The organism is Pseudomonas sp. LFS074, assembly GCF_047978165.1.
Lineage (GTDB): Bacteria > Pseudomonadota > Gammaproteobacteria > Pseudomonadales > Pseudomonadaceae > Aquipseudomonas > Aquipseudomonas putida_P.
In genome coordinates this window covers 3,520,897-3,542,309 of sequence record NZ_JBFPFV010000001.1, presented here as the reverse complement: position 1 = coordinate 3,542,309, position 21,413 = coordinate 3,520,897, and the positions used below count along the sequence as shown (strand labels likewise).

The window sequence follows — 21,413 nt, the reverse complement described above, 5'->3', positions numbered from 1 at the left end:
AACCTGCAACCTTTAATTCGTCCACTGGGTGAAGCCGATGGGGCGTTGTTGCGCCGTAGTTTTCAGGCGGCATTCGGCAATCAACGCCGTGGCCAGTTCATTGGCGTTGGCAAAGGGTTTGAATCGGCCGCGTCGGGCAACCGCGGCGAAGTCACCCGGGGTCAGGCAGGTTTCGCCGCGCAGACGGGCGGCGGCGTGCTGTGGGTCTTTGAGCCCCAGCGCCTTGAGGTGTGCGCTGAACAGCGCTTGAACCTGGGCGGTTTTCAGGTAGCCGAAATGCACTTTGAGGTCGAAGCGGCGCAAAGAGGCTTCATCCAGATCGCTCATCAGGTTGGTCGAGGCGATGAACAGCCCTCGGTAGCTTTCCATTTGCGTGAGCATTTCATTGACCGCAGTGACCTCCCAGCTCTGGCGAGCCTTGCGGCGGTCCTGCAGGAAGCTGTCGACTTCGTCGAGCAGCAGAACGGCCTGTTCTTGCTGGGCACGATCGAACGCTTGTGCCAGGTTCTGCTCGGTCGTACCCACGTAGGGCGAAACCAGGTCCGAGACTCGCTTAACCATCAGCGGTTTGCCCAGCTGTTGCGCCAACCAGTGGCCAAACGCGGTCTTGCCGGTGCCTGGCGGGCCGTAAAAACAAAGCCGGGCCTCTGCGTCAGCGCGTAGCCCGTCGACCAGCCCGTCGAGGGGCTGGTCGGTGTTGATCCAGGCGGGGGAATAGAAAGCGGGCAGAGAATGCTCATTGCTTTGCAGCTTGTCGAAACCTTGTGCCTTCAAGGTCGCGTTCACGACGCAACGAATGGTGTTGTCCAGCATCTTGCCGGCGCGCGGGGCCACGCTTCGCCCCACACGCACTGCCCGGTCCAGCACAGCAGGGGTGACCTGGTCATGGGCGCTGAGGTGTTCTACCAAGGTACTGCCCAGCTTGCCTGCGCCACATTCGCGCAGCATCTGCTGGCGCTGCGCCAAGGGCGGGTTCGGCACCTCGATCACCAGGTCGAAGCGACGAATATGCGCAGCGTCGATGTCTTCGATGCTGTTGCTCAGCCAAAAGCACGGCAGCGTGTTTTCTTCCAGCATGCGGTTGATCCAACCCTTTTGCGAGCGCTTGCCAGCGTCTGCACTGGCGGCCTGGAAGATGTCTTCGATTTCGTCCAGTACCAGCAGGGCGGATTGCGTTTGCAACACACTGTTGGCCGCGCGCAGCGAACACAGGCGCTGTTTTGCCGATACCGGGTCGCCGTGGCTGTCGGTGCAGGCTACTTCATAAAGCGCACGGCCCAAGGTATTGGCGAGTAGCCTGCTCAGCTGGGTTTTGCCAGTGCCAGGAGGGCCGTACAGCAGGATGTTCACACCTGGGCGCTGTTTGGCCAGGACGCTGCCCAGGTAGCGCTCGGCGATCAGCAACTGCTGGCTGACATGGCTGTAGTGTTCCGCCGTCAAGCTGCCAGGAGGGCTCAAGCGAAAAGCGTAGGCGAACAGCTCCAGGGGGGTACCCTTGTTGAAGCGCAACCGGCCAGGCAGCTCCTGGTTGCTCACCGACAACATCGAGCTCAGCGCCATGGCGGCGCGGTTGCTGGTGCTGATTTCCAGCAGGCCGGTGCGCAGCAACGGGCTGTTGTGTGCCAGGCAGGCTTCTACGGTCGCAAGTGGCAAGCCGAGGAGTACAGACAGCACTTTCACTGCTTGTTTGAACCCCAGCATGCCCAACTGGTCGGTGGCATCGCTCAGCGTTGGGTCGCAGTGCAACAACACGCAGAAGCCGAGTACCTGCAGGTCCGCTTCGGAAAAACTCAGCAATTGCCCCAAAGCCTCGAGATTGGCCGCCAGGTTATCCGGGTAATCTACTTGCGGATGCTCGGCGGTGAAGGCGCGCGCGCTCTTGCGCAACGCGGCCAAGGCAAGGGCAGGTTTGTAGTGGTCGTCATCCACCCACTTTGCGATGCCCAGCTCATAACCCAGGTCATCGTCATTCAGCCCGTGGCGGCCGATGAACGTACGATGCGCCCCAAGGTCCAGGAGCAGCTGGAAACTCCACTTCAGGGACAGTGTGCAGGTATCGACAGTGCGACGGCTGTCGAAGGCGAAGGGGTGCAGTCGAGAACCCATGATGAACATCCTGATGCTGTGGGGTGCTCATGGTCTGGGGGGCGATGGTCAGAATGTGTCGTCATCGGCGCTGCGCACCCCAGCGCAGCCGACCGCAAACAAATGAAAAGAAGCAATCGAACACGGGCGCGAAGCTTGGATACATCGATAAAGATAAAGGGTTGAAGCTTGCGCCGTCGTGCAAGTCATGGGTTCGGGCCAGGTGACTGGGCGCATTCCACGAGCCAGTCGATCAACACCTGCAGGCGTTTGGGCATCGGGTCATGATGCGGGTAGACCAGGTAATAGCCATAGTTGGGGGTGTCGACGAAACCGCCGAACGGCAGGACCAGTTCACCTTGCGCAATGCGCGTTCTGACCAGTTGTTCCCGGCCGATCGCGACGCCTGTGTGGTTCAGTGCCGCGAGCGTGCAAAGGTCGGAGCGATCGAAGGTGAGGAACCGGCGCGGGAGGCTGATACGCGCACCTGTGGTGCTGGCCCAGAGCTGCCATTCGGCATCGAATGCAGCGTTGTCCCAGGCCGCTACATCATGCAATGTGGTGCATTGATCCAGCCGGTTCAGGTCATTGGCCAATGCATGGGTCTGAGCGTAATGAGGGGAGCACACCGGGGCGATTCGCTCGTTCATCAAATGGATGCTCTGCAAACCCGGATGGTGACCATCCGAATAACAGAGGACCAGGTCGATCTTGCGGGTGCGGTAATCGATGCTCTCGTTGCCCACCCTGATATCGAGCTGGATGTCGGGGTAACGGGTGGTGAACTGCGCCAGCCGTGGCACCAGCCAGCACTGTGCGACTGACGGGCGTACATACAGCGTCAGCTGGCCGGCGATTTCGGCGTGCGCGCGTGCCTGCACGGCCTCGCTGAGCTCATCCATGGTGCGCTGCATGACCGCGAACAGGCGCTCGCCGTCTTCGCTGAGGCTGACTTTGCGCGGCATGCGGTGGAACAGCTTGAGCGCCAGTTCATCTTCCAGTCGATTGATGCGATGGCTCACGGCACTGGCCGTCAGGCACAGCTCATCCGCCGCGCGAGAGAAGCTCAAGTGCCGTGCGGCCACCAGAAAGACATGCAGGCTGCCCAGGTGCGAGCCACTGAGTTTCACGGCGCCGCCGCTGGGCTTTTTCATGGTTCAATCCTTCCTGTGCAGTTCACTGATTGCGGTTACACGCTGCGCCCTTTCGCCAGGTAGGCGTTGAACTCATCTTCCGGCACCATGCTGCCACCGGTTCCCCAGACGAGGTGGGTTGCCTGCTGCAGCTGGGTTGGGGTGAAGCCTTGACGAGCCAGGTACTCGTCTGCCTGCAATACCCGTAGCATACCGGGTACGCCGGCCAAGGCAGAAGGTTCCAGTTTGACCTTGTCCTGCTCATGGGCGATGACCATCAAGCGGTACAGTGCTTCGTCGGTCACGGTGTAGTAACCATCGATCAGCCGCTGCATGGCTTTGCCGACGAACCCGGATGGCCGCCCGACCGCCAGACCGTCGGCGGCGGTGATGTTGTCGATGCCGAAGTCCTGCACGCTGGTTTCATCGTGCAGGCCGGTGTACACGCCCAGCAACATGCAAGGGGAGTGGGTGGGTTCGGCAAAGATACAGTGCACCGCATCGCCGAATACCAGCTTCAACCCGAACGCTACGCCGCCAGGGCCGCCCCCTACGCCGCAAGGCAGGTAGACGAACAGCGGGTGATCTGCGTCCACCTGGATGCCAGCCTGGTCGAACTGGAGGGCCAGCCGTTCAGCGGCGACGGCATAGCCCAGGAACAGCTGAGGCGAGTTCTCGTCGTCAACGAAGTAGCAGCTGGGGTCGGCTGCCGCCTGTTGGCGCCCTTGCTCGACCGCAACGCTGTAGTCGGAGGCGTGCTCGACCACGGTCACGCCGTTGGCACGCAGCTTGTCCTTTTTCCACTGCCTGGCGTCGGACGACATGTGCACGCTCACCTGGAAGCCCAGCTTCGCGCTCATGATGCCAATCGACAAACCCAGGTTACCGGTCGAGCCCACGGCGATCTTGTACTGGCCGAAGAAGGCGCGCGCCTGCTCGCTTGCCAGCCGGGTGTAGTCATCCGTTGGCGTGATCAGGCCGGCCGCCAGGGCCAGGTCTTCGGCATGCTTGAGTACTTCATGAATACCACCCCGGGCCTTGATCGAGCCGGAAACAGGCAAGTCGCTGTCTGCCTTGAGCCACAGGCTGCCGGCGTTGCGCAATGCGCCTTCCTCGATCAGCCGTTGGCGAAGCAGCGGCAATGGGGCGATGTGCGACTCGATGATGCCACCGGCTGGCGCTGTTTCGGGGAAGACTGTTGCCAGGTACGGCGCAAACCGCTGCAGCCGTGCGCTCGCCGCCTGCACGTCTGCAGCCGTGAGGCCCACGTCGCGTAGGGCTTCGGATGCCTGGGCGATACCCGGGTTGAACCAGCTTGTTTCTTTCAGGGCGACCAGGTCGGCGATGATCGGGTGGCTTTGTTGCCAGGCTTCCAGGGTTTTTCCGTGAATCATGATTTCACCTGTTGTGCAGTCTTTGCAGAGTAGATCAGACAATTTTTGAAAGGAGCAGGGTCAGGCACAAGGCGATCACCGAGGCCAGCACTGTCGCCGCAGTGAATTTTTTCAACGCATCGCTGAGTGACAGCCCCAGATACTCCTTCACCACCCAGAACGCCGAATCGGTAATGTGTGTCCAGCCGATGGCGCCTGCACCGATGGCGATCACCAGGATTTCCCGGTTGTATTCGGGGTGTTGGCCCAGGATCGGCATGACCATGCCGGCCGCGCTGATCATTGCCACCGTGGCCGAACCGACCGCGAAGTGCATGATCCCAGCGATCAGCCAGGCGAGGATGACCGGGTTGAGCTGGGTCTGGTTGAGCACGTCAGCCAGCGCCTTGCCGATGCCGCTACCGACCAGCATGTCGTTGAAGGCGCCGCCGGCACCGATAATCAGCAAAATACCGGCCAGGGGCGGGAAGCAGCGCTGGGTCAGGTTGAGCAACTGCGCCATGTCCAGGCCGCGGCGCAGGCCCAGTGCCCAGTAGCCGAACATAACCGACAGCGCCAGGGCGATCAGTGGGTTGCCAACGAAGGCCACCCACTCGTACAGCGTGGAGCCCTTTGCCAGCACCATGACGGCCAAGGTTTTGCCGACCATCAGCAGCAACGGCAGCAGGACGGTGGCGAGGGTAATGCCGAAAGCAGGCAGCGGCTGGTCATCGACCTGGGCTTCGGTACGTGCCGAAAGGAAGGTATCTTGCGCTTGTGTTGCGCCGCGCTTGCAGGCGAAGCGTACCCAGACCGGGCCGGCGATGATGGCAGTGGGCAAGCCAACGATCAGGCCATAGAGGATGACCGTGCCGATATCGGCATTGAGCATGCCGGTAATCGCCGTAGCAGCTGGGTGTGGCGGCAGAATGCAGTGCACCACCATCAGCGAGGTGGCCAGCGGGACGCCGAGGTACAGCATGCTGATGCGGGTTTGCCGGGCAACCACGTAGATCAGCGGAATGAGCAGCACGAAGCCGACCTCGAAAAACACCGGGATGCCAGCGATGAAGCCCACCAGCATCATGGCCCATGAAGCATTGCGTTCACCCAACAGGTTCAGCAGCGTGGTGGCGATGCGCCTGGCCCCACCCGACTCTTCCAGCAGTTTGCCGAGGATACTGCCCAGGCCGATGATGCCGGCAAGAAAGCCCAGCGTGCTGCCCATGCCTTTTTCGAACGCGGCAACCATGGCCGTCGGCGGCATGCCGGTACCAATGCCCACCACCAGGCTTGCGGCCAGCAGTGCCAGGAAGGGGTGGACCTTGAGCTTGCTGATCATGACCACGATCAGCAGTATTGCAGTGCCCAGAACGATTAATGAGAACGTTGGAGTCATCGTGTAGTTATCTCTATCGCTGATCGCTTCCGTGCGAGCTTCTTGTTGGTTTGCAACCATTAGATTTCAGCGATTTGATCGACTCAAACGATCACTCCTCACACCATAGGTGAGCCCATGTCATGCATGGCGTCAGCACTCATTGTCGCGCCGACCAGGCGCAATTCAAGGCTGCCATCGCGATCGCCAGTGCCGCCCCGGCGTAGGCCCAGATCGCTGGCACCTGCGGCAGCAGCACACCCGCCAGCATCGGCCCGAGCCCCGCGCCAATGTCACGCCACACGGCGTTGCCGGCCAGCGCCTGGATGCGTTGTTGCGGGTTGCGCAGGGCCACCAGCGTCATCACCAGCGGCAGTTGCAGGGCGCGTAGCACCAGCACGAAGAAGGCGCCGATGAACAACCAGTGGCTGGCAAACAGCAGCAGCGCCAGCGACGTGGCCAGTGACAGCGCTACCAGCATGCGCAGCGGCCCGAAGCGGTCGGCCAGGCGCCCGCCGAAGGGGCTGAAGAGCATTTCGCTCAGGTAGCGCACCGCCATCAGCACGCCCGCTGCCAGCACGCCGGACTCCCCCAGGTGGGTTTGTGCGTAGAGCGAGAGGCCGAAGATGAACAAGCCGTCCAGGGTCACCCCTTCGATGAAGGACCAGGTAGCGATGCTGTCGGGCAGGCGCAGGCGCCGGCCCCCGCGGCTGGCGACCGCGTGGCCGGTGCCGGGCAGGGCGCGCGCACGCCACAGCCCGAACAGAGCACCGATGCAGAGCACGAAGAACACACTGCGCGGGCCGTAGGCCTGTGCCATCAGCGCACCCAGCGGCAAGGCCAGCATTGGCCCGATGGAAAGGGTCGCTCGCGAGCGTCCCGCACGGCGTGCCGCCCCTTGTACCTCAGCGGTAGCGAGGGTTTGGGTACTCAGGTTGAACGTGGCAAAGCACAGGCCCCAGACCAGGCGCAGCAACAGTAGCGCGGCGAAACCGGTCAGCATCGCATTGCCCAGTGCGCACACGGCGGCGGCGAAGGCCGCAAGGCTGCAGGCCGCGCGGTCGCCATGGCGGGCATAGAAGCGCACGACCCAGCCGTAACCGATGATGCGCACCAGGCGGTTGGCCGCCAGCAGCACGCCAGCTTCGGCCAAGGTCACGCCGAAGTCGGCTGCGTACATCGGCAGCAGCAGGTAGAGCAGTACGTCACTGGGCAGGCACAGGCTGAGCACCTGGGCCGCGTTGCGCGAGTCTCGGTCGGCGCGTTGGGTTTGCACCGGAGTGGCGACGGACGACATGACAATCTCGTGACAAGGGGAGGGTGCAGGATAACCTGCGTCGCTTCCCCAATGAAACCTGGCCACGGCGCCTCATTCAGCCATAAGGCGGCGCCGGCAGTTCAGCCAGGAGTGTCTTCAACCCGTCGCTCCATTGCTTGCGAATTTGCTGGTAATAGGCATCGTCGCTGTTGATGCGCCTGCGTGTCATGCTCTCCAGGCTGTTTTTGCGGTACACCAGCAAGTCCAGCGGCATGCCCACCGACAGGTTGCTGCGGATGGTGGAGTCGAACGAAATCAGGCCACAGCGCAACGCTTCATCGAGCGGCGTGCGGTAATCCAGGTTGCGGTCGAGTATGGGCCGGCCGTACTTGCTTTCACCCAGTTGCAGGAACGGAGTATCCGGCGTGGCCTGAAAGAAATTGCCCTGCGCGTAGACATTGAAAATGGCCATGGGCCCGGCGGCTATCTGGCCGCCGACAATGAATGAACTGCTCAGGTCGATGCCCGCGGTGAGTTTGCTGCGGTCACGGCTGACCACTTCGCGCAGGGTGTCGGCAACCAGCACCGTGGCATCGAAAAGCGTGGCAACGTTCAGCAGGTGCTGGCCGCTGCCCAGGGTACGCTGGCGCAGCAGGTTGACCACGGACTGCGAGGTCGCCAGGTTGCCGGCGGTCTGCAGCACGATCAGCCGCTCGCCTGGCACGCTGAAGACGAACAACTTGGCAAAGGTGGAGATCTGGTCGATGCCGGCATTGGTGCGTGAGTCGCTGATGAAGACGAGCCCGTCCTCCAGGTGCATGGCGACGCAGTAAGTCATGCGGTTTCCCTTGTGTTGCGTATGGAGTGGCCTTGCCGCGCTCGCGCGACAAGACCTGCCTGCAGCCAACCTGTCACTGGCGATGAACGTGGACGTTGGCCTGCATCGATTCGACGCCGCCGCCACGGCGCACCCCCCTGACTGGGCAGGCATCGAGGTAGTCCAGGCCAACTGCCAGCTTCAGGTGACGTTCTGGGCGCGTCAGGCGGTTGGTGACGTCGAAGCTGAACCAGGCGTCGTTGATCCACGCTTCGGCCCAGGCGTGGCTGGCCAGATGCTGCTCGTCCTCGGTGCACAGGTAACCGGAAACGTAGCGTGCCGGCACCCCCAGGCTGCGTGCGCAGGCCAGGAAGGCATGGGTGTGGTCCTGGCACACGCCAGCGCCACCCCTGAACGCTTCGATGGCTGTGGTGCCCACCGAGGTGGCCCCAGGGCTGTAGGGCATGTGCTCGGCCAGGCCTTGCATCAGCCCCGTCAATGCCCCCCGGTCGCGATGCTTGCCGCACTGCCGGTTGGCGAAGGCCTTGAGTGTGTCATCGGCTTGAGTCAGTCGGCTGTCACGCAGGAAGGGCAGAGGCGACTGGCTTTCGCCCTCCTGCTCGCAATCCGGGTCGATCTCTACCTGGCCACTGGCAGTCAGTGCAAGGTGCCCGTGGGGTTTGTCCAGGGTCAGCACATGCAGGATGTTGCCGTACGGGTCGATCTGGCTCTTGACCTTGCTGGGAAGGACCAGTTGCCAATCATCGATGCGTTGGCGTTCGCTGCTGCGTGGCGTCAGGCGCAGGAACTGAATGCTGTTGCTGACGTCGCTGGCGTAGCTGTAGGTAGTGTCGTGGCGAATGCACAGTTTCATACAACCTCCAGGTAGGAGTGATGGACCGCCTGGCCCAGTTGGTTGACGCGGCCGATGAAGTCGGTCAACCAGGCGTGCAAGCCTGCGTCGAGGACTTCGTCGATGGCGGTGTAGCGCAGGCGCGCATTGAGTTCGGCGGCCATGCGCTGGGCGGCGCGCCCACTGCTGCCGGGCAGGCCGGCCAGAATCAGGTCCAGCTCCTCGATGCAGGCATGCAGCGAGCGCGGCACGTCCACCCGCAACAACAGCAGCTCGGACACCGGCCGGGCACTGGGCGCCGCGCGATACAGCTCGTTGAAGGCTTCATACGAGGTCAGCGCCCGCAGCAGGGCGCTCCATTGGTAATAACCGCGGGCGGAGCTGTCGCTGACCTCTTCGGAAGCCTCGCCGAACATTTCGTAGCGCGCATCGAGCAGGCGCAGGGTGTTGTCCGCCCGTTCCAGGAAGGTCCCCAGGCGGATGAAACTGTAGGCGTCGTTGCGCATGATGGTGCCGGAGGTCGCGCCACGGAACAGGTGCGAGCGCTCCTTGACCCAGTCGCAGAACTGGCTGATGCCATAGCGGCCAAGGCCATTGCTGGCGATGTTGCGCATTTCGATCCAGGTGGCATTGATGTTCTCCCACATGTCGGCGGTGATCCGGCCGCGCACCGCATGGGCATTGGTCCTGGCGGCCTGCAGGCAGCAATAGATACTGCTGGGGTTGGTCGCGTCGAGGGCGAAGAAGTGCAGCATGCGCTCGGTGTCGAGCTCGGTGTGCCGGCGGATGTAGTCGTCCAGTGTGCCGGAGGCCAACAGCGACATCGCCAGCTCGGCATGGCCGTCGCTGCGCCCAGCCTGTGGCATCAGCGACAGCGAATAGCTGACCTCAAGCATGCGCGCGAGGTTTTCTGCACGTTCCAGGTAGCGGGACATCCAGTACAGGTCCGAAGCGGTTCGCGAAAGCATGGTTCAGTCCTCCACCACCCAGGTGTCCTTGGTACCGCCGCCCTGCGACGAGTTGACCACCAGCGAGCCTTCCTGCAATGCCACGCGGGTCAGGCCGCCGGGCACCAGGCGCGTTTCACTGCCCGATAGCACGAACGGGCGCAGGTCGATGTGGCGCGGTGCGATGCCACTGTCGACGAAGGTCGGGCAGGTTGAAAGGCACAAGGTGGGTTGCGCGATATAGGCGTGCGGGCGGGCTTTGATGCGCGCACGAAAGTCCTCGATCTGGGCTGCAGTCGACGCCGGCCCGACCAACATGCCATAGCCGCCGGAGCCTTGGGTTTCCTTGACCACCAGTTTGGGCAGGTGGGCCAGCACATGGGACAGGTCCGCCGGCTTGCGGCATTGCCAGGTCGGCACGTTGTTGAGGATCGGCTCTTCGCTCAGGTAGAAGCGGATCATGTCGTCGACATACGGGTAGATCGACTTGTCGTCGGCCACGCCCGTGCCCACTGCGTTGGCCAGCACCACATTGCCGGCACGGTACACCGAGATCAGCCCCGGTACGCCCAGTGTCGATTCCGGGTTGAAAGACAGCGGGTCGAGGTAGTCGTCGTCCAGGCGCCGGTAGATCACGTCCACTTGTTGTGGGCCGGCGGTGGTGCGCATGTAGACATGCTCGTCACGCACGAACAGGTCAGCGCCTTCGACCAGCTCGATACCCATTTCCCGGGCCAGAAAGGCATGCTCGAAGTAGGCGCTGTTGAACCGGCCAGGGGTGAGCAGCACGGCAGTGGGGTTGTCCAGTGGGCTGGCGCTCTTGAGTGTGTCCAGCAGCAGGTTGGGGTAGTGGTCGATGGGCGCGATACGCTGCGCGGCAAACAGTTCGGGGAACAGGCGCATCATCATCTTGCGGTCTTCGAGCATGTAGCTGACGCCGCTGGGGGTGCGCAGGTTGTCTTCCAGCACGAAGTAGCTGCCATCGCCGTCCCGCACCAGGTCGACCCCGGCGATATGGGCATACAGCCCACGGTGCAGGTCCAGGCCCTGCATGGCGATCTGGTAGCCCTCGTTGGCCAGTACTTGCTCTGGCGGGATGATGCCGGCCTTGAGGATGCGCTGGTCGTGGTAGATGTCCTGCAGGAACAGGTTCAGCGCCTGCACCCGCTGGATACAGCCACGCTCGACCGTGCGCCATTCGCTGGCGCGGATGCTGCGCGGGATGATATCGAAGGGGATCAGGCGTTCGGTGTCCTGTTTGTCGCCGTACAAGGTGAAGGTGATGCCAGCGCGGTGGAACAGCAGATCGGCCTCGCGCCGGCGCTGCTCCAACAGCTCCAGCGGGGTGTTGGCCAGCCAGCGGGCGAACTCCTGGTAATGCGGGCGGCAACTGCCGTTCGCTTCGTACATTTCATTGAAAAAAGCCCGGGACATACCCACTCCTTGCCGCCGTCGCCGGCAGCTTCATTGCTGTTTTTCTGGGTTCTACAGGGTGCTGCCTTGCTGGGGTCGGTGGGTGCTGTGAGCCTCGGTTGCAAGTGATCGTCTATGCGTCATGCGCACAATTGCCTTTGCAATGAAGGTGCCTAAAGGCCTGTGGCGTTCCGAAATAGAGTGGAACGGGCGCGAAAACAGCAAATAGGTGCTGCTTCAGGTTGCCAGTACACGGCGGTGTTCGCCTCGGCCCCAAACAAGCAACACCTGGCTGGAAGAAGACGTGCATCAAAAAAGGGCACTTTGAATCCGCTTATGGGTTTTGACCCGCGTTGGGGCGTGCAGCGAGCAGGCTGTCCGGTGTCACCTGCGAAGAGGGCGGTATTACTTGCCAGAGCGCTCGGGAGCAAGCTTCGGAGGTAATGGCTTATGGACCTGGCACCTGATGGATGGCACTGACGAATACAGCGGTGGCACAATAATGGCGGTCACCTTTGTAGCGTTTGCGCAAGGCTGGCGCTATTTCCAATCTTTCGTTTGCCAGGGACACCCATGCGTCAACCAATAAGAACGCTGAACGCCGAAAACATACACGCCATCAAGAGTGAGTTTGAACAGAGCCTTGATTGCCTGGGGGCGTCAATTCAAGGCAAGCACGGTGTTCAGCTATTGACTTCGATCAAGCGGGATAAGGTGGGGGCCGGCCCCTACCCGCAGGTCACCCTCTTTGAAGCTGCCAACCGAATCATGTCCGACCTGGTGATCCTCAATGGCATCGCTGGCCTGCTTAGAGAAAAAACATTCCCGTTCACCGAATACACGGTGGAGTTTGGAAATGAAGACAAGAACGGCTTCGACATTCGCGCCTCCTCCCCCAGCGAAACGCTGATTGGCGAGGCCTTCAATGTCGCGCCGTCGTTCTTCCAAGGCAAAAAGGCCAGCGCCCTGCGCAAGTTACGTCAAGGCGGCGCTGCCGCACGCTACAAGCTGCTCATGTTCAATTCAGATGCCACGCCTGAACGGTATTCAGCCAAGCATGAACCGGGCACCTTCCACATTGCAGTCGATATTGCCTCCGGCATGATCTCGGTGCGCTGCGCGCCGGTGACAGCGTAAATTTCAACAACGAAAAGATCAGTCCAAAACCTGGTGCAAGGTTCGTCAGGAGGATGAGCATTTCAGAGTGACTACGTATTTGCTGAAGACATTGCTCAAAGACATTTCTAGACGGCGTCGAGATGAGAGGCCGTCCTCACGGTACAGGCAGCCAAATCCTCCAGAAAGGCCTGCAGGATAGGCGGGCGCGACACACCGCGCCGGGTAGCCACATCGAAGGGCGAGCTGAGGTCCAGCGTGTTGGCCCCCAGGCGGCGCATTTCGCCGGTCTTGACCCATTGCTCGGCAAAGTGCACGGGCAAAAAGCCGATATAGGCCCCGGAAATGATCAGGATCGCCGCTGCCTCGATGTTCTCCACCGTCGCATCGGCCTTGGTGATGCCCAACTGCTCCAGGTCGTACTGCTGCATGTAGCCGCGCACCACGATACGGCTTTGGCGCACGTCCTCCATCAGTCGGCCGTTGCCCGCATTGCTGGCAAACAGCGGGTGACGCCTGCCGCAGTACAGGCCAAGCGCCTCGTCATAAAGCGGCAGGTAGGACAGCCCGGCGACGCGCAAGGGAAAATGGCCGATTGCCAGGTGCAGCCTGCCGTCCAGCACGCGCTCTTCAAGTTCTGCCGGGGCACCGATGTAGATGTGCAGGTGGGCATCATGCCCACGTGAAACGAAGCGTTGGGTGGTGCGCGGCAGTGGCGAGACGGGGTCGGTCAGGGTGGAGTCGATGATGCCCAGGTTGAGCTTGCCGCTGATGTGCTGCTTGAGCACGTCGGCGTCCAGGCAAAAGCTCTCCACGGCACTGAGCAGGCGCAGGGTTGCCTCATGGATTGCCACCCCTTGCTCGGTCAGGCGAAAGCCACTGCGCCCGCGCTGGCAAAGCCTGACCCCCAGGCGGGTTTCCAGGTGCGACATCTGTTCGCTGATGGTCGACTGCCCGGCATTGAGCGCCGCTTGCGCTGCGGAAAAGCCGCCGCACCGGACGATAGTGGTGAATACCCTGAGCAGCTTCAGGTCGACATCGTGGAGCTGGATCACCGTAGCCTCCCGGCAGAGCCTCACATCGCCAGTGCTGATATGAGCGCCCATGTATTGTTCTTGTTGCGCAAGCTAAACATGAGCGCCTCGCCACTGCAATGCCTGGCATTTTCTGGACTCGCTGCCTGCCAATACTTCGGGCTATGGCGATGTATGTATCTGCACTTGCGCATTTTTCCCCGCCAACCCGGTTGCCATAGTGGCTGCAACGGTGGTCGAGCAGTCGCCCCGTCTCCTGACATAGAACAACAAGTGGAGAAAGCAGAACATGGCAAAGCACGGTTACGAGTCTGGCCGCCTGAACCTGCCCTTCGTGGGCCATTGCACGTTCGCCAAGGCGCCGGTATGCACCGACTGGGCGGCAATCGACGCCGATGTGGCGATTTTGGGGGCACCCAACGACATGGGCACCCAGTGGCGTTCGGGTGCGCGTTTTGGGCCGCGCGGCATTCGTGAGGCATCGACCTTGTTTTCCTTCGGCCATGCCGGTGCCTATGACTTCGAAGATGACGCCACCTACCTGACCGAAGACCAGGTGCGCATGGTCGATGTGGGCGACGCCGACATCGTGCACACCGACATGGCCAGCAGTAACGCCAACATCGAGTCGGCCGTGCGGCAGATTCTTGCGGCGGGGGCGATGCCGGTGGTGCTGGGCGGTGACCATTCGGTGCATGCCCCGGTGATCAAGGCGTTCGAAGGCCATGGGCCGATCCACATCGTGCATTTCGACGCCCACCTGGATTTCGTCGACGAGCGCCACGGCGTGCGCTACGGCCACGGCAGCCCGCTGCGCCGCGCATCGGAGCTGGAGCACATCGTTGGCATGACCCAAATGGGCATCCGCAACGTGTCCTCATCCAACCGCGACGACTACGACGCCGCGCGTGACGCCGGTTCGCAGATTCTTTCGGTGCGTGACGTACGTCGGTTGGGCTGCGAGGGCGTGCTGGCGAAAATTCCTGAAGGCCGCAACTACTACATCACCATCGACATCGACGGCTTCGACCCGTCCATCGCCCCGGGCACTGGCACGCCGAGCCATGGCGGATTCTTGTACTACGAAGTGCTGGAGATCATCCAGGCCCTGGCCCGGCGCAGCCATGGCCGCATCGTCGGCATGGACCTGGTCGAAGTGGCCCCGGCCTACGACCCCACCGGCATGACCTCGATCCTGGCCGCACAATTGCTGATGAACAGCATCGGCTTCATCTTCCACGCGCGCGCCAACGCCCGCTGACCCGGAGACTGTACTGTGGACAACAAGGTTAAAGCCTACTTGCAGGCCTTTGGCGTTTCCGAGGCGACCCAGCGTTTTCTCAGCAAGCCGCAGCGCATGTTCATCGGCGGTGCCTGGCTGGAGGCCAGCGACGGAGGTACCGCCGAGGTCATCGAGCCCTCCACCGAAGGGGTACTGACACGCATCCCCATGGGCACCGCAGATGACCTCGACCGTGCCGTGTGCGCCGCGCGCGCGCAGTTCGACGGTGGTGCCTGGCGCCAGCTGAAGCCGCTGGAGCGCGAGCGCCTGATTCATCGCCTGGCCGACTTGATCGAAACCCACGGCGACGAATTGGCGCAGATCGAAGCCATCGACATGGGCAAGTCGGTGGTGCAGGCGCGCGCAGTCGACATCCAGGGCACGGTCGATACCCTGCGCTATTTCGCCGGCTGGGCCAGCAAGATCCACGGCCGCACGGTCGAGCCTTCGCTGCCTGGCAATTACCTGGCGTATACCCGCAAGGAGGCGGTGGGAGTGGTCGGCGCCATCGTGCCGTGGAACTTCCCCCTGCAGACCATGGCCTGGAAACTGGGCGCGGCGCTGGCCACCGGCTGCACCGTAGTGGTCAAACCGGCAGAGCTGACCTCGCTGTCGGCGCTGCGCTTTGCCGAGCTGGTACAGGCGGCAGGTATTCCCGATGGCGTGGTGAACATCGTGACCGGGCGCGGCAGCGTGGTCGGCCAGGCGATGTCCAGCCACCCAGGCATCGACAAGCTGAGCTTTACCGGCTCTACCCCAGTGGGGTGTGCGGTGGGCAAGACGGCGATGGACCAGATGAAGCGCCTTACCCTCGAACTGGGTGGCAAGTCACCGGTGATCGTGTTTGCCGACGCGGACATCGAGGCGGCGGCGCAAGCCGTGGCCAATGGGGTGTTCTTCAACTCTGGGCAGGTGTGTGATGCCGGTACCCGTGCGTATGTAGAGCGCAGTGTCTATCCGGCATTTCTCGACGCGTTGGCACGCTACACGGCGACGTTGAAGATTGCCCCAGGGCTTGACCCCGATTGCTTCATCAGCCCGATGGTGTCGCAGCAACAGCAGCGGCGCGTGCTGGACTATATCGCCCTGGGTAAGGCCGAAGGCGCGCAGGTGCACTATGGTGGCGAGCTGCTCGACGGCCCCGGCTTCTACGTGCAGCCGACGATCTTCGCCCATTGCCGCAATGACATGCGCATCGTCAGCGAGGAGATCTTCGGCCCTGTGCTGGTCACTCAGCCGTTCGACAGCCAGGAGGAGGCACTGCAGCTTGCCAACGACTCGCTGTTTGGTCTGGCAGCGGCGATCTACTCCAACGACCTGGGCAAGGTGCATGGGCTGATCCCGCAGCTTCGCGCCGGCACCGTATACGTCAATGCCCACAGTACCCTCGACCCGGCCATGCCGTTCGGTGGCTACAAACAGTCCGGCTACGGCAAGGACCTGGGCGCGGAACAACTGGAGTTTCTGCTGGAGACCAAGGCGGTGTGGATCACCTTGCCCTGAGGTTCAGGGCCGGCCTGCGTCGCTGAGGTTTGGCGAGCGACGCGGGTTCAATCAAGCATCGAATTTCAAGAACAAGAACCTGTAGAGGTGATGCCGATGAACAGCCAAGTGGATGTAGAGCGTGCGCAAGACCTGGAAAGGCGCCTGTGCGCCTATGAGGAACTGGAGAGGAGGGCGCATTGGCCGGGCGCCCTGACGGCGGCAGATGTGGTCGCACTCGCTTTGCTGGTGCTGGTGATGATCGCTGGCGCGTACTACCTGGGAGGCCACCCATGAGTGCTTCCCGTGAGCAGGAGTTTCGCCTGGGTGCGGAACGTGGTGACACCCCCTTGCTGCCCAGTGAGCGGGTGTGGGGTTTTTGGGGCTTTGCCTACGCCAACTCGGCGCTGGCGGTGGCTACCTGGGTGTTCCTGATCGGCGGTGCCACGGCGCTGTTCGTCGGCCCCTTGCAAGGGATTGCGGCGATCATCATCGGCAACATCATCGGCGTGGTCCTGGCAGCCTCGTCCACCTGCCTGCCCTGCGGCAAGTACGGTGTCGAGCAGTTCACCTTCCTGCGCAGCATGTTCGGCCTCAATGGCAGCCGCCTGGTCTACTTCCTCTCGGTGGTGGTGCTGACCATGGGTTGGCTGGCGGTGCTGGGGCTGATGTGCGGGCGGGCGCTGGACAACCTGCAGACCCTGGTGCACCAGGCCCAACCCAGCGGCGACGGTTGGCTGGTGACCGGCGGGGCGTTGCTGGCCATTGTGCTGGCAGCGCTGGTCGCCATGCGCGGGCCAGACATGATCCGCCGCCTGAGTGCGGTGATCGCGCCCAGCCTGATCCTGATCATGCTGGCGCTGATGTACTTCATTTCGCGCCGCTACAGCCTTGACCAGCTGCTGGCCATGCCGCCCTTGCAGCCACCGTTCGAGAACCCGCACGTCAACTTCATGGTCGCGGTGGAAATCAACATTGCCGCGGGCTTTTCCTGGTGGCCCTACATCGGCAACCTGTCGCGCCTGTGCAGCAACCAGCGTACCGCCTTCTGGCCCAACCTGGTGGGCATCTTCGGTGCCGCTTCACTGGGCGAGTCGGTCAGCCTGTTCGCCGCCACCACCCTGGGCAGCAGCGACCCTACCGCCTGGATGCGCCTGGCCGGTGGCATGGGCTTTGGCATCATCGCCCTGAGTTTCCTGGCGCTGGCCAACCTGACCGGCATGGTCAACATCCTCTACACGGCGGTGATCGGCCTGCGTCAGCTGGCCGGGGAACGGCTGCGCAGCATGGGCTGGGGGGTATTGATCTCGCTGTTCTGCATCATCCCGGTGGTGATCGTGGTGCTGCTGCCGGGTATCTACGATGGCTTCTTCATCTTTTTGGTGTGGACCTCCGCACTCAACAGCGCCCTGGCCGGCATTGGCATCGCCGATTACTTCTTCCTTCGCAAGCAGCGCTTGAACCTGCGCCAGCTCTACGCCGAACCAAGCGTATCACCCCTGCGCTACTGCAAAGGCTTCAACCCCATTGCGCTGGTGGCGCTGGTGGCGGGCTTTGCGATCTATGTGGTGGTGTTCAACCCGCAGACCCTGGCCCATACCAACTTCTTCACCTTCGCCACGGCCTCGCTACCGTCCTGCCTGCTGGCCGGGCTGGTGCATTACGGCTTGACCCGACTGCTGGCCGCGCGCCTGGGTTGGGGCGGCTATCCAAAGCGTAACGAACGCAACATCGAGGCCGTCGGCCTTCGCGCACAGGACTAGAACAATGACCAAGCGATACGACTACATCATCATCGGTGCGGGCTCTGCCGGCTGCGTGTTGGCCAACCGCCTCAGCGAAGACGCCGGTACCTCGGTGCTGGTACTGGAGTTCGGTGGCAGCGACCGCAGCGTGCTGATCCAGATGCCCAGTGCGTTCTCCTTGCCGATGAACACCAAGAAATACAACTGGCACTACGAGACCGTGGCCGAGCCGCATCTGGACAACCGGCGCCTGCATTGCCCTCGGGGCAAGGTGCTGGGCGGCTCGTCGTCGATCAATGGCCTGGTCTACATCCGCGGCCATGCCTGTGATTTCGATGAGTGGGAAAGCCTCGGCGCGAAAAACTGGAGCTACCGCAACTGCCTGCCGTACTTCAAACGTGCCGAGCAGTACAAGTTCGGTGGCGACGACTACCGGGGCGGCGCCGGGCCGCTGTCGACCAACAACGGCAACAATATGCAGAACCCGCTGTATGGTGCCTGGGTCGAGGCGGGCGCCGAAGCCGGCTACATCAAGACCGATGACTGCAACGGTTACATGCAGGAAGGCTTTGGTGCCATGCACATGACGGTGAAGGACGGTGTGCGCTGGTCCACCGCCAATGCCTACCTGCGCCCGGCGATGACCCGGCCGAACCTGACCGTGATCACCCATGCCATGACCCGGCGTATCCTGCTCGATGGCAAGCGGGCGGTGGGCGTGGAATATGACCATGGCGGGCAGACGCACAAGGTCATGTGCAACCGGGAAGTGCTGGTGGCGTCCGGCCCGATCGGCTCACCGCATTTACTGCAGCGCTCTGGCATCGGCCCAGCGGCGGTGCTGAAAAGCGCCGGCATTGAGGTGCGCCACGACCTGCCGGGGGTGGGCGAGAACCTGCAGGACCACTCGGAAATCTACATCCAGTATGCGTGCAAGCAACCGGTGACCCTCAACGGCAAGATGAACCTGCTGGGCAAGGCCATGATCGGCTTGCGCTGGCTGCTGTTCAAGGACGGGCTGGGGGCCAGCAACCACTTCGAAGCCGGCGGTTTCATCCGCTCGTCCAAGGGCTTGCGCTGGCCGGACATCCAGTTCCACTTCCTGCCGGCGGCCATGCGCTACGACGGCGACAAACCGTTCAAAGGCCATGGTTTCATGGTGCTGACCGGGCCCAACAAGCCCAAGAGCCGAGGCCATGTGCGGGCGTTGTCGGCCGACCCGTACCAGCATCCGCAAATCCGCTTCAACTACCTGGAGAGCGAAGAGGACCGCGAAGGTTTCCGTCGGTGCGTACGGCTGACCCGCGAGATCATCGCCCAGCCGGCCATGGACCGCTACCGTGGCGAGGAGCTGGCGCCCGGGCCGCAGGTGCAGACCGACGAAGAAATCGACGCCTTCGTGCGCGCGAACATGGAAAGCACCATGCACCCGTGCGGCTCGTGTCGTATGGGTGAGGATGAGATGGCGGTGGTCGATTCAATGCTGCGCGTGCGTGGATTGCAGGGGCTGCGGGTGATCGACTCGTCGGTGTTCCCGAGCGAGCCCAACGGCAACCTCAACGCGCCGACCATCATGCTGGCCGAGCGCGCAGCCGACCTGGTGCGCGGGCGTCAGCCGCTGGCGCCGGTCGATGTACCGGTGGGCCTGGTGGGGGGCTGGGAGGAGGAGCAGCGTAGCCGCAAGCCCGTGCGGGAGATGCCTATCCGTTAAATATCCGCTTGATGGGGTCAACGTGGGAGCGGCCAAGGCCGCTTCCACAGAGGCCAGTCGATGATTGTGGAGTGAATACGCTCCATTGGAATGATTTCGATACGTGGCGGGCAAGTGCAGTGCTGCCGATGCCTCCGGCAGTTAAACCGCCTGATTGATACGAATATATGGAGTGACTTCTTTACAGGAAGTACCCGTGCTCTCAATAAACCCCCTCTAACTAGCGCTATTTGCACTTGGCACAGACCTTGCTCCCGACCTTGCACTCGATCGGCGTTGAAAGTTGTTCATCCGGTCTCGAGCGTTGAACTTGTGACGTTATAAAAACAATTAAACTAGCAAGGTACATGACAATGAATAACTTGCCGCACGGTCACTGCCCGCCTGAGGGCGATACTCACGAACTCAAGCGCAACCTTTCCAACCGCCATATCCAGCTGATCGCCATCGGCGGTGCCATCGGCACCGGCCTGTTCATGGGCTCTGGCAAGACCATCAGCCTTGCCGGGCCTTCCATCATCTTTGTCTACATGATCATCGGCTTCATGCTGTTCTTCGTCATGCGGGCCATGGGCGAGCTGTTGCTGTCCAACTTGAATTACAAGTCGTTCATCGATTTTTCCGCCGACCTGTTAGGGCCGTGGGCAGGCTTCTTTACGGGCTGGACTTACTGGTTCTGCTGGATCGTCACCGGTATTGCCGACGTGATTGCGATCTCTGCCTATACCCAATTCTGGTTCCCGGACATGCCGTTGTGGATACCGGCGCTGGCGTGCGTTGGCCTGTTGCTCACGCTGAACCTGATGACGGTGAAGATGTTCGGGGAAATGGAGTTTTGGTTTGCCATGATCAAGATCGTGGCTATTTGCGCCCTGGTCTGCACAGGCTTCTATATGGTGGCGGCAGCGTACCAGTCGCCGGCCGGGCATGCGGCCGCGCTGGCCAACCTGTGGAACGACGGGGGGATGTTCCCCCATGGCGCCATGGGCTTCTTCGCTGGCTTCCAGATCGCCGTGTTTGCCTTCGTCGGCATCGAGCTGGTTGGCACCACTGCGGCCGAAACCAAGAACCCGGAGCGCAACCTGCCGCGGGCGATCAATTCGATTCCGGTGCGTATCATCGTTTTCTACGTGCTGGCGCTCATCGCCATCATGGCCGTGACCCCCTGGCGCGAAGTGGTGGCCAACAAGAGCCCCTTCGTCGAACTGTTCGTGCTGGCCGGCCTGCCCGCCGCTGCGGGCATCATCAACTTCGTGGTGCTGACCTCGGCCATGTCCTCGGCCAACAGCGGGGTGTTCTCCACCAGCCGCATGCTCTATGGCCTGGCGGTGGATGGTGATGCGCCCGGCAAGTTCAGCGCACTGTCCAGCCGTGCCGTGCCCTCCAATGGCCTGATCTTTTCCTGCGTGTGCCTGACCGGTGGGGCATTGGTCATCTACTTGGTGCCGAACATGCTCGATGCCTTCACGCTCATCACCACGGTGTCGGCCCTGCTGTTCATGTTCGTCTGGTCGATCATCCTGCTGTCGTACCTGGCGTACCGCAAGCAGCGCGACCCGTTGCACCAGATGTCGAAGTACAAAATGCCGGGCGGTACCTTCATGTGCCGGGTGTGCCTGGCGTTCTTCGCCTTCATCCTGGCATTGCTGGCCCTGGAAGCCGACACCCGTATGGCCCTGTACCTGGTGCCGGTGTGGTTTGCCGTGCTGGGGCTGGCGTACCGCTCCATTCGCCAGAAGAAACAGGAGACCGCGCAGTTGTCATTCGACGCCGATTGATCGGCACA

Annotated in this window: 17 protein-coding genes; 7 read left to right on the top strand and 10 right to left on the bottom strand. The window is 62.2% G+C overall.

The genetic code is table 11. The features are described from left to right. Window positions 1-12 precede the first annotated feature (12 nt). The 9 genes from ACNQP3_RS16150 to ACNQP3_RS16110 form a co-directional block, all read right to left on the bottom strand. Entirely contained in the window at window positions 13-2,106 is a 2,094-nt protein-coding gene (locus tag ACNQP3_RS16150; RefSeq protein ID WP_264316212.1) for an AAA family ATPase, read from the bottom strand. A gap of 185 nt (window positions 2,107-2,291) precedes the next feature. Beyond that, window positions 2,292-3,239: a DNA-binding transcriptional regulator DsdC gene (gene dsdC, locus ACNQP3_RS16145; RefSeq protein WP_060492470.1), complete on the bottom strand. Its 948-nt coding sequence runs from the start codon at window positions 3,237-3,239 to the stop codon at window positions 2,292-2,294. Window positions 3,240-3,274: 35 nt separating this feature from the next. Beyond that, window positions 3,275-4,612, bottom strand: a complete 1,338-nt coding sequence (locus ACNQP3_RS16140) for a D-serine ammonia-lyase (protein ID WP_012272734.1) — start codon at window positions 4,610-4,612, stop codon at window positions 3,275-3,277. A 34-nt stretch (window positions 4,613-4,646) separates the two neighbouring features. After that, the gene (locus ACNQP3_RS16135; protein ID WP_060492471.1) at window positions 4,647-5,990 is read right to left on the bottom strand and encodes a gluconate:H+ symporter; all 1,344 of its coding nucleotides are present in this window, start codon (window positions 5,988-5,990) and stop codon (window positions 4,647-4,649) included. A 139-nt stretch (window positions 5,991-6,129) separates the two neighbouring features. Continuing rightward, on the bottom strand, window positions 6,130-7,266 hold the full coding sequence (locus ACNQP3_RS16130; protein WP_012272732.1) for an MFS transporter: 1,137 nt from the start codon (window positions 7,264-7,266) through the stop codon (window positions 6,130-6,132). Between the two features lie 76 nt (window positions 7,267-7,342). Next, window positions 7,343-8,065 carry a proteasome-type protease gene (locus ACNQP3_RS16125; protein WP_012272731.1) on the bottom strand — a complete coding sequence of 241 codons (723 nt, stop codon included), beginning with the start codon at window positions 8,063-8,065 and terminating at the stop codon, window positions 7,343-7,345. A 73-nt stretch (window positions 8,066-8,138) separates the two neighbouring features. After that, window positions 8,139-8,918 carry a transglutaminase family protein gene (locus ACNQP3_RS16120; RefSeq protein WP_264316211.1) on the bottom strand — a complete coding sequence of 260 codons (780 nt, stop codon included), beginning with the start codon at window positions 8,916-8,918 and terminating at the stop codon, window positions 8,139-8,141. After that, the gene (locus ACNQP3_RS16115; protein WP_012272729.1) at window positions 8,915-9,865 is read right to left on the bottom strand and encodes an alpha-E domain-containing protein; all 951 of its coding nucleotides are present in this window, start codon (window positions 9,863-9,865) and stop codon (window positions 8,915-8,917) included. The genes ACNQP3_RS16120 and ACNQP3_RS16115 overlap by 4 nt, the downstream gene beginning before the upstream one ends. A 3-nt stretch (window positions 9,866-9,868) precedes the next feature. After that, window positions 9,869-11,278 carry a circularly permuted type 2 ATP-grasp protein gene (locus ACNQP3_RS16110; protein WP_012272728.1) on the bottom strand — a complete coding sequence of 470 codons (1,410 nt, stop codon included), beginning with the start codon at window positions 11,276-11,278 and terminating at the stop codon, window positions 9,869-9,871. A gap of 552 nt (window positions 11,279-11,830) precedes the next feature. On the opposite strand from ACNQP3_RS16110, the gene ACNQP3_RS16105 reads away from it, so the two are divergent. Next, window positions 11,831-12,394, top strand: a complete 564-nt coding sequence (locus ACNQP3_RS16105) for a hypothetical protein (protein ID WP_012272727.1) — start codon at window positions 11,831-11,833, stop codon at window positions 12,392-12,394. A gap of 107 nt (window positions 12,395-12,501) precedes the next feature. On the opposite strand, the gene ACNQP3_RS16100 is transcribed toward ACNQP3_RS16105, so the two are convergent. After that, window positions 12,502-13,428, bottom strand: a complete 927-nt coding sequence (locus tag ACNQP3_RS16100; RefSeq protein WP_012272726.1) for a LysR family transcriptional regulator — start codon at window positions 13,426-13,428, stop codon at window positions 12,502-12,504. A gap of 268 nt (window positions 13,429-13,696) precedes the next feature. On the opposite strand from ACNQP3_RS16100, the gene speB reads away from it, so the two are divergent. The 6 genes from speB (at window position 13,697) to cycA (ending at window position 21,405) form a co-directional block, all read left to right on the top strand. Then, window positions 13,697-14,668 (top strand): agmatinase, encoded by a 972-nt coding sequence (gene speB, locus ACNQP3_RS16095; protein ID WP_012272725.1) that lies wholly within the window; start codon window positions 13,697-13,699, stop codon window positions 14,666-14,668. Window positions 14,669-14,683: 15 nt separating this feature from the next. Continuing rightward, on the top strand, window positions 14,684-16,192 hold the full coding sequence (locus tag ACNQP3_RS16090) for an aldehyde dehydrogenase family protein (protein WP_012272724.1): 1,509 nt from the start codon (window positions 14,684-14,686) through the stop codon (window positions 16,190-16,192). A 96-nt stretch (window positions 16,193-16,288) separates the two neighbouring features. Next, on the top strand, window positions 16,289-16,468 hold the full coding sequence (locus tag ACNQP3_RS16085) for a hypothetical protein (RefSeq protein WP_012272723.1): 180 nt from the start codon (window positions 16,289-16,291) through the stop codon (window positions 16,466-16,468). Then, window positions 16,465-17,934, top strand: a complete 1,470-nt coding sequence (locus ACNQP3_RS16080; RefSeq protein ID WP_264316210.1) for a cytosine permease — start codon at window positions 16,465-16,467, stop codon at window positions 17,932-17,934. The genes ACNQP3_RS16085 and ACNQP3_RS16080 overlap by 4 nt, the downstream gene beginning before the upstream one ends. A 4-nt stretch (window positions 17,935-17,938) precedes the next feature. Then, window positions 17,939-19,627 (top strand): choline dehydrogenase, encoded by a 1,689-nt coding sequence (gene betA, locus ACNQP3_RS16075; RefSeq protein ID WP_012272721.1) that lies wholly within the window; start codon window positions 17,939-17,941, stop codon window positions 19,625-19,627. Window positions 19,628-19,980: 353 nt separating this feature from the next. Further along, the gene (cycA, locus tag ACNQP3_RS16070; protein WP_264316209.1) at window positions 19,981-21,405 is read left to right on the top strand and encodes a D-serine/D-alanine/glycine transporter; all 1,425 of its coding nucleotides are present in this window, start codon (window positions 19,981-19,983) and stop codon (window positions 21,403-21,405) included. The last annotated feature ends 8 nt before the right edge of the window (window positions 21,406-21,413 follow it).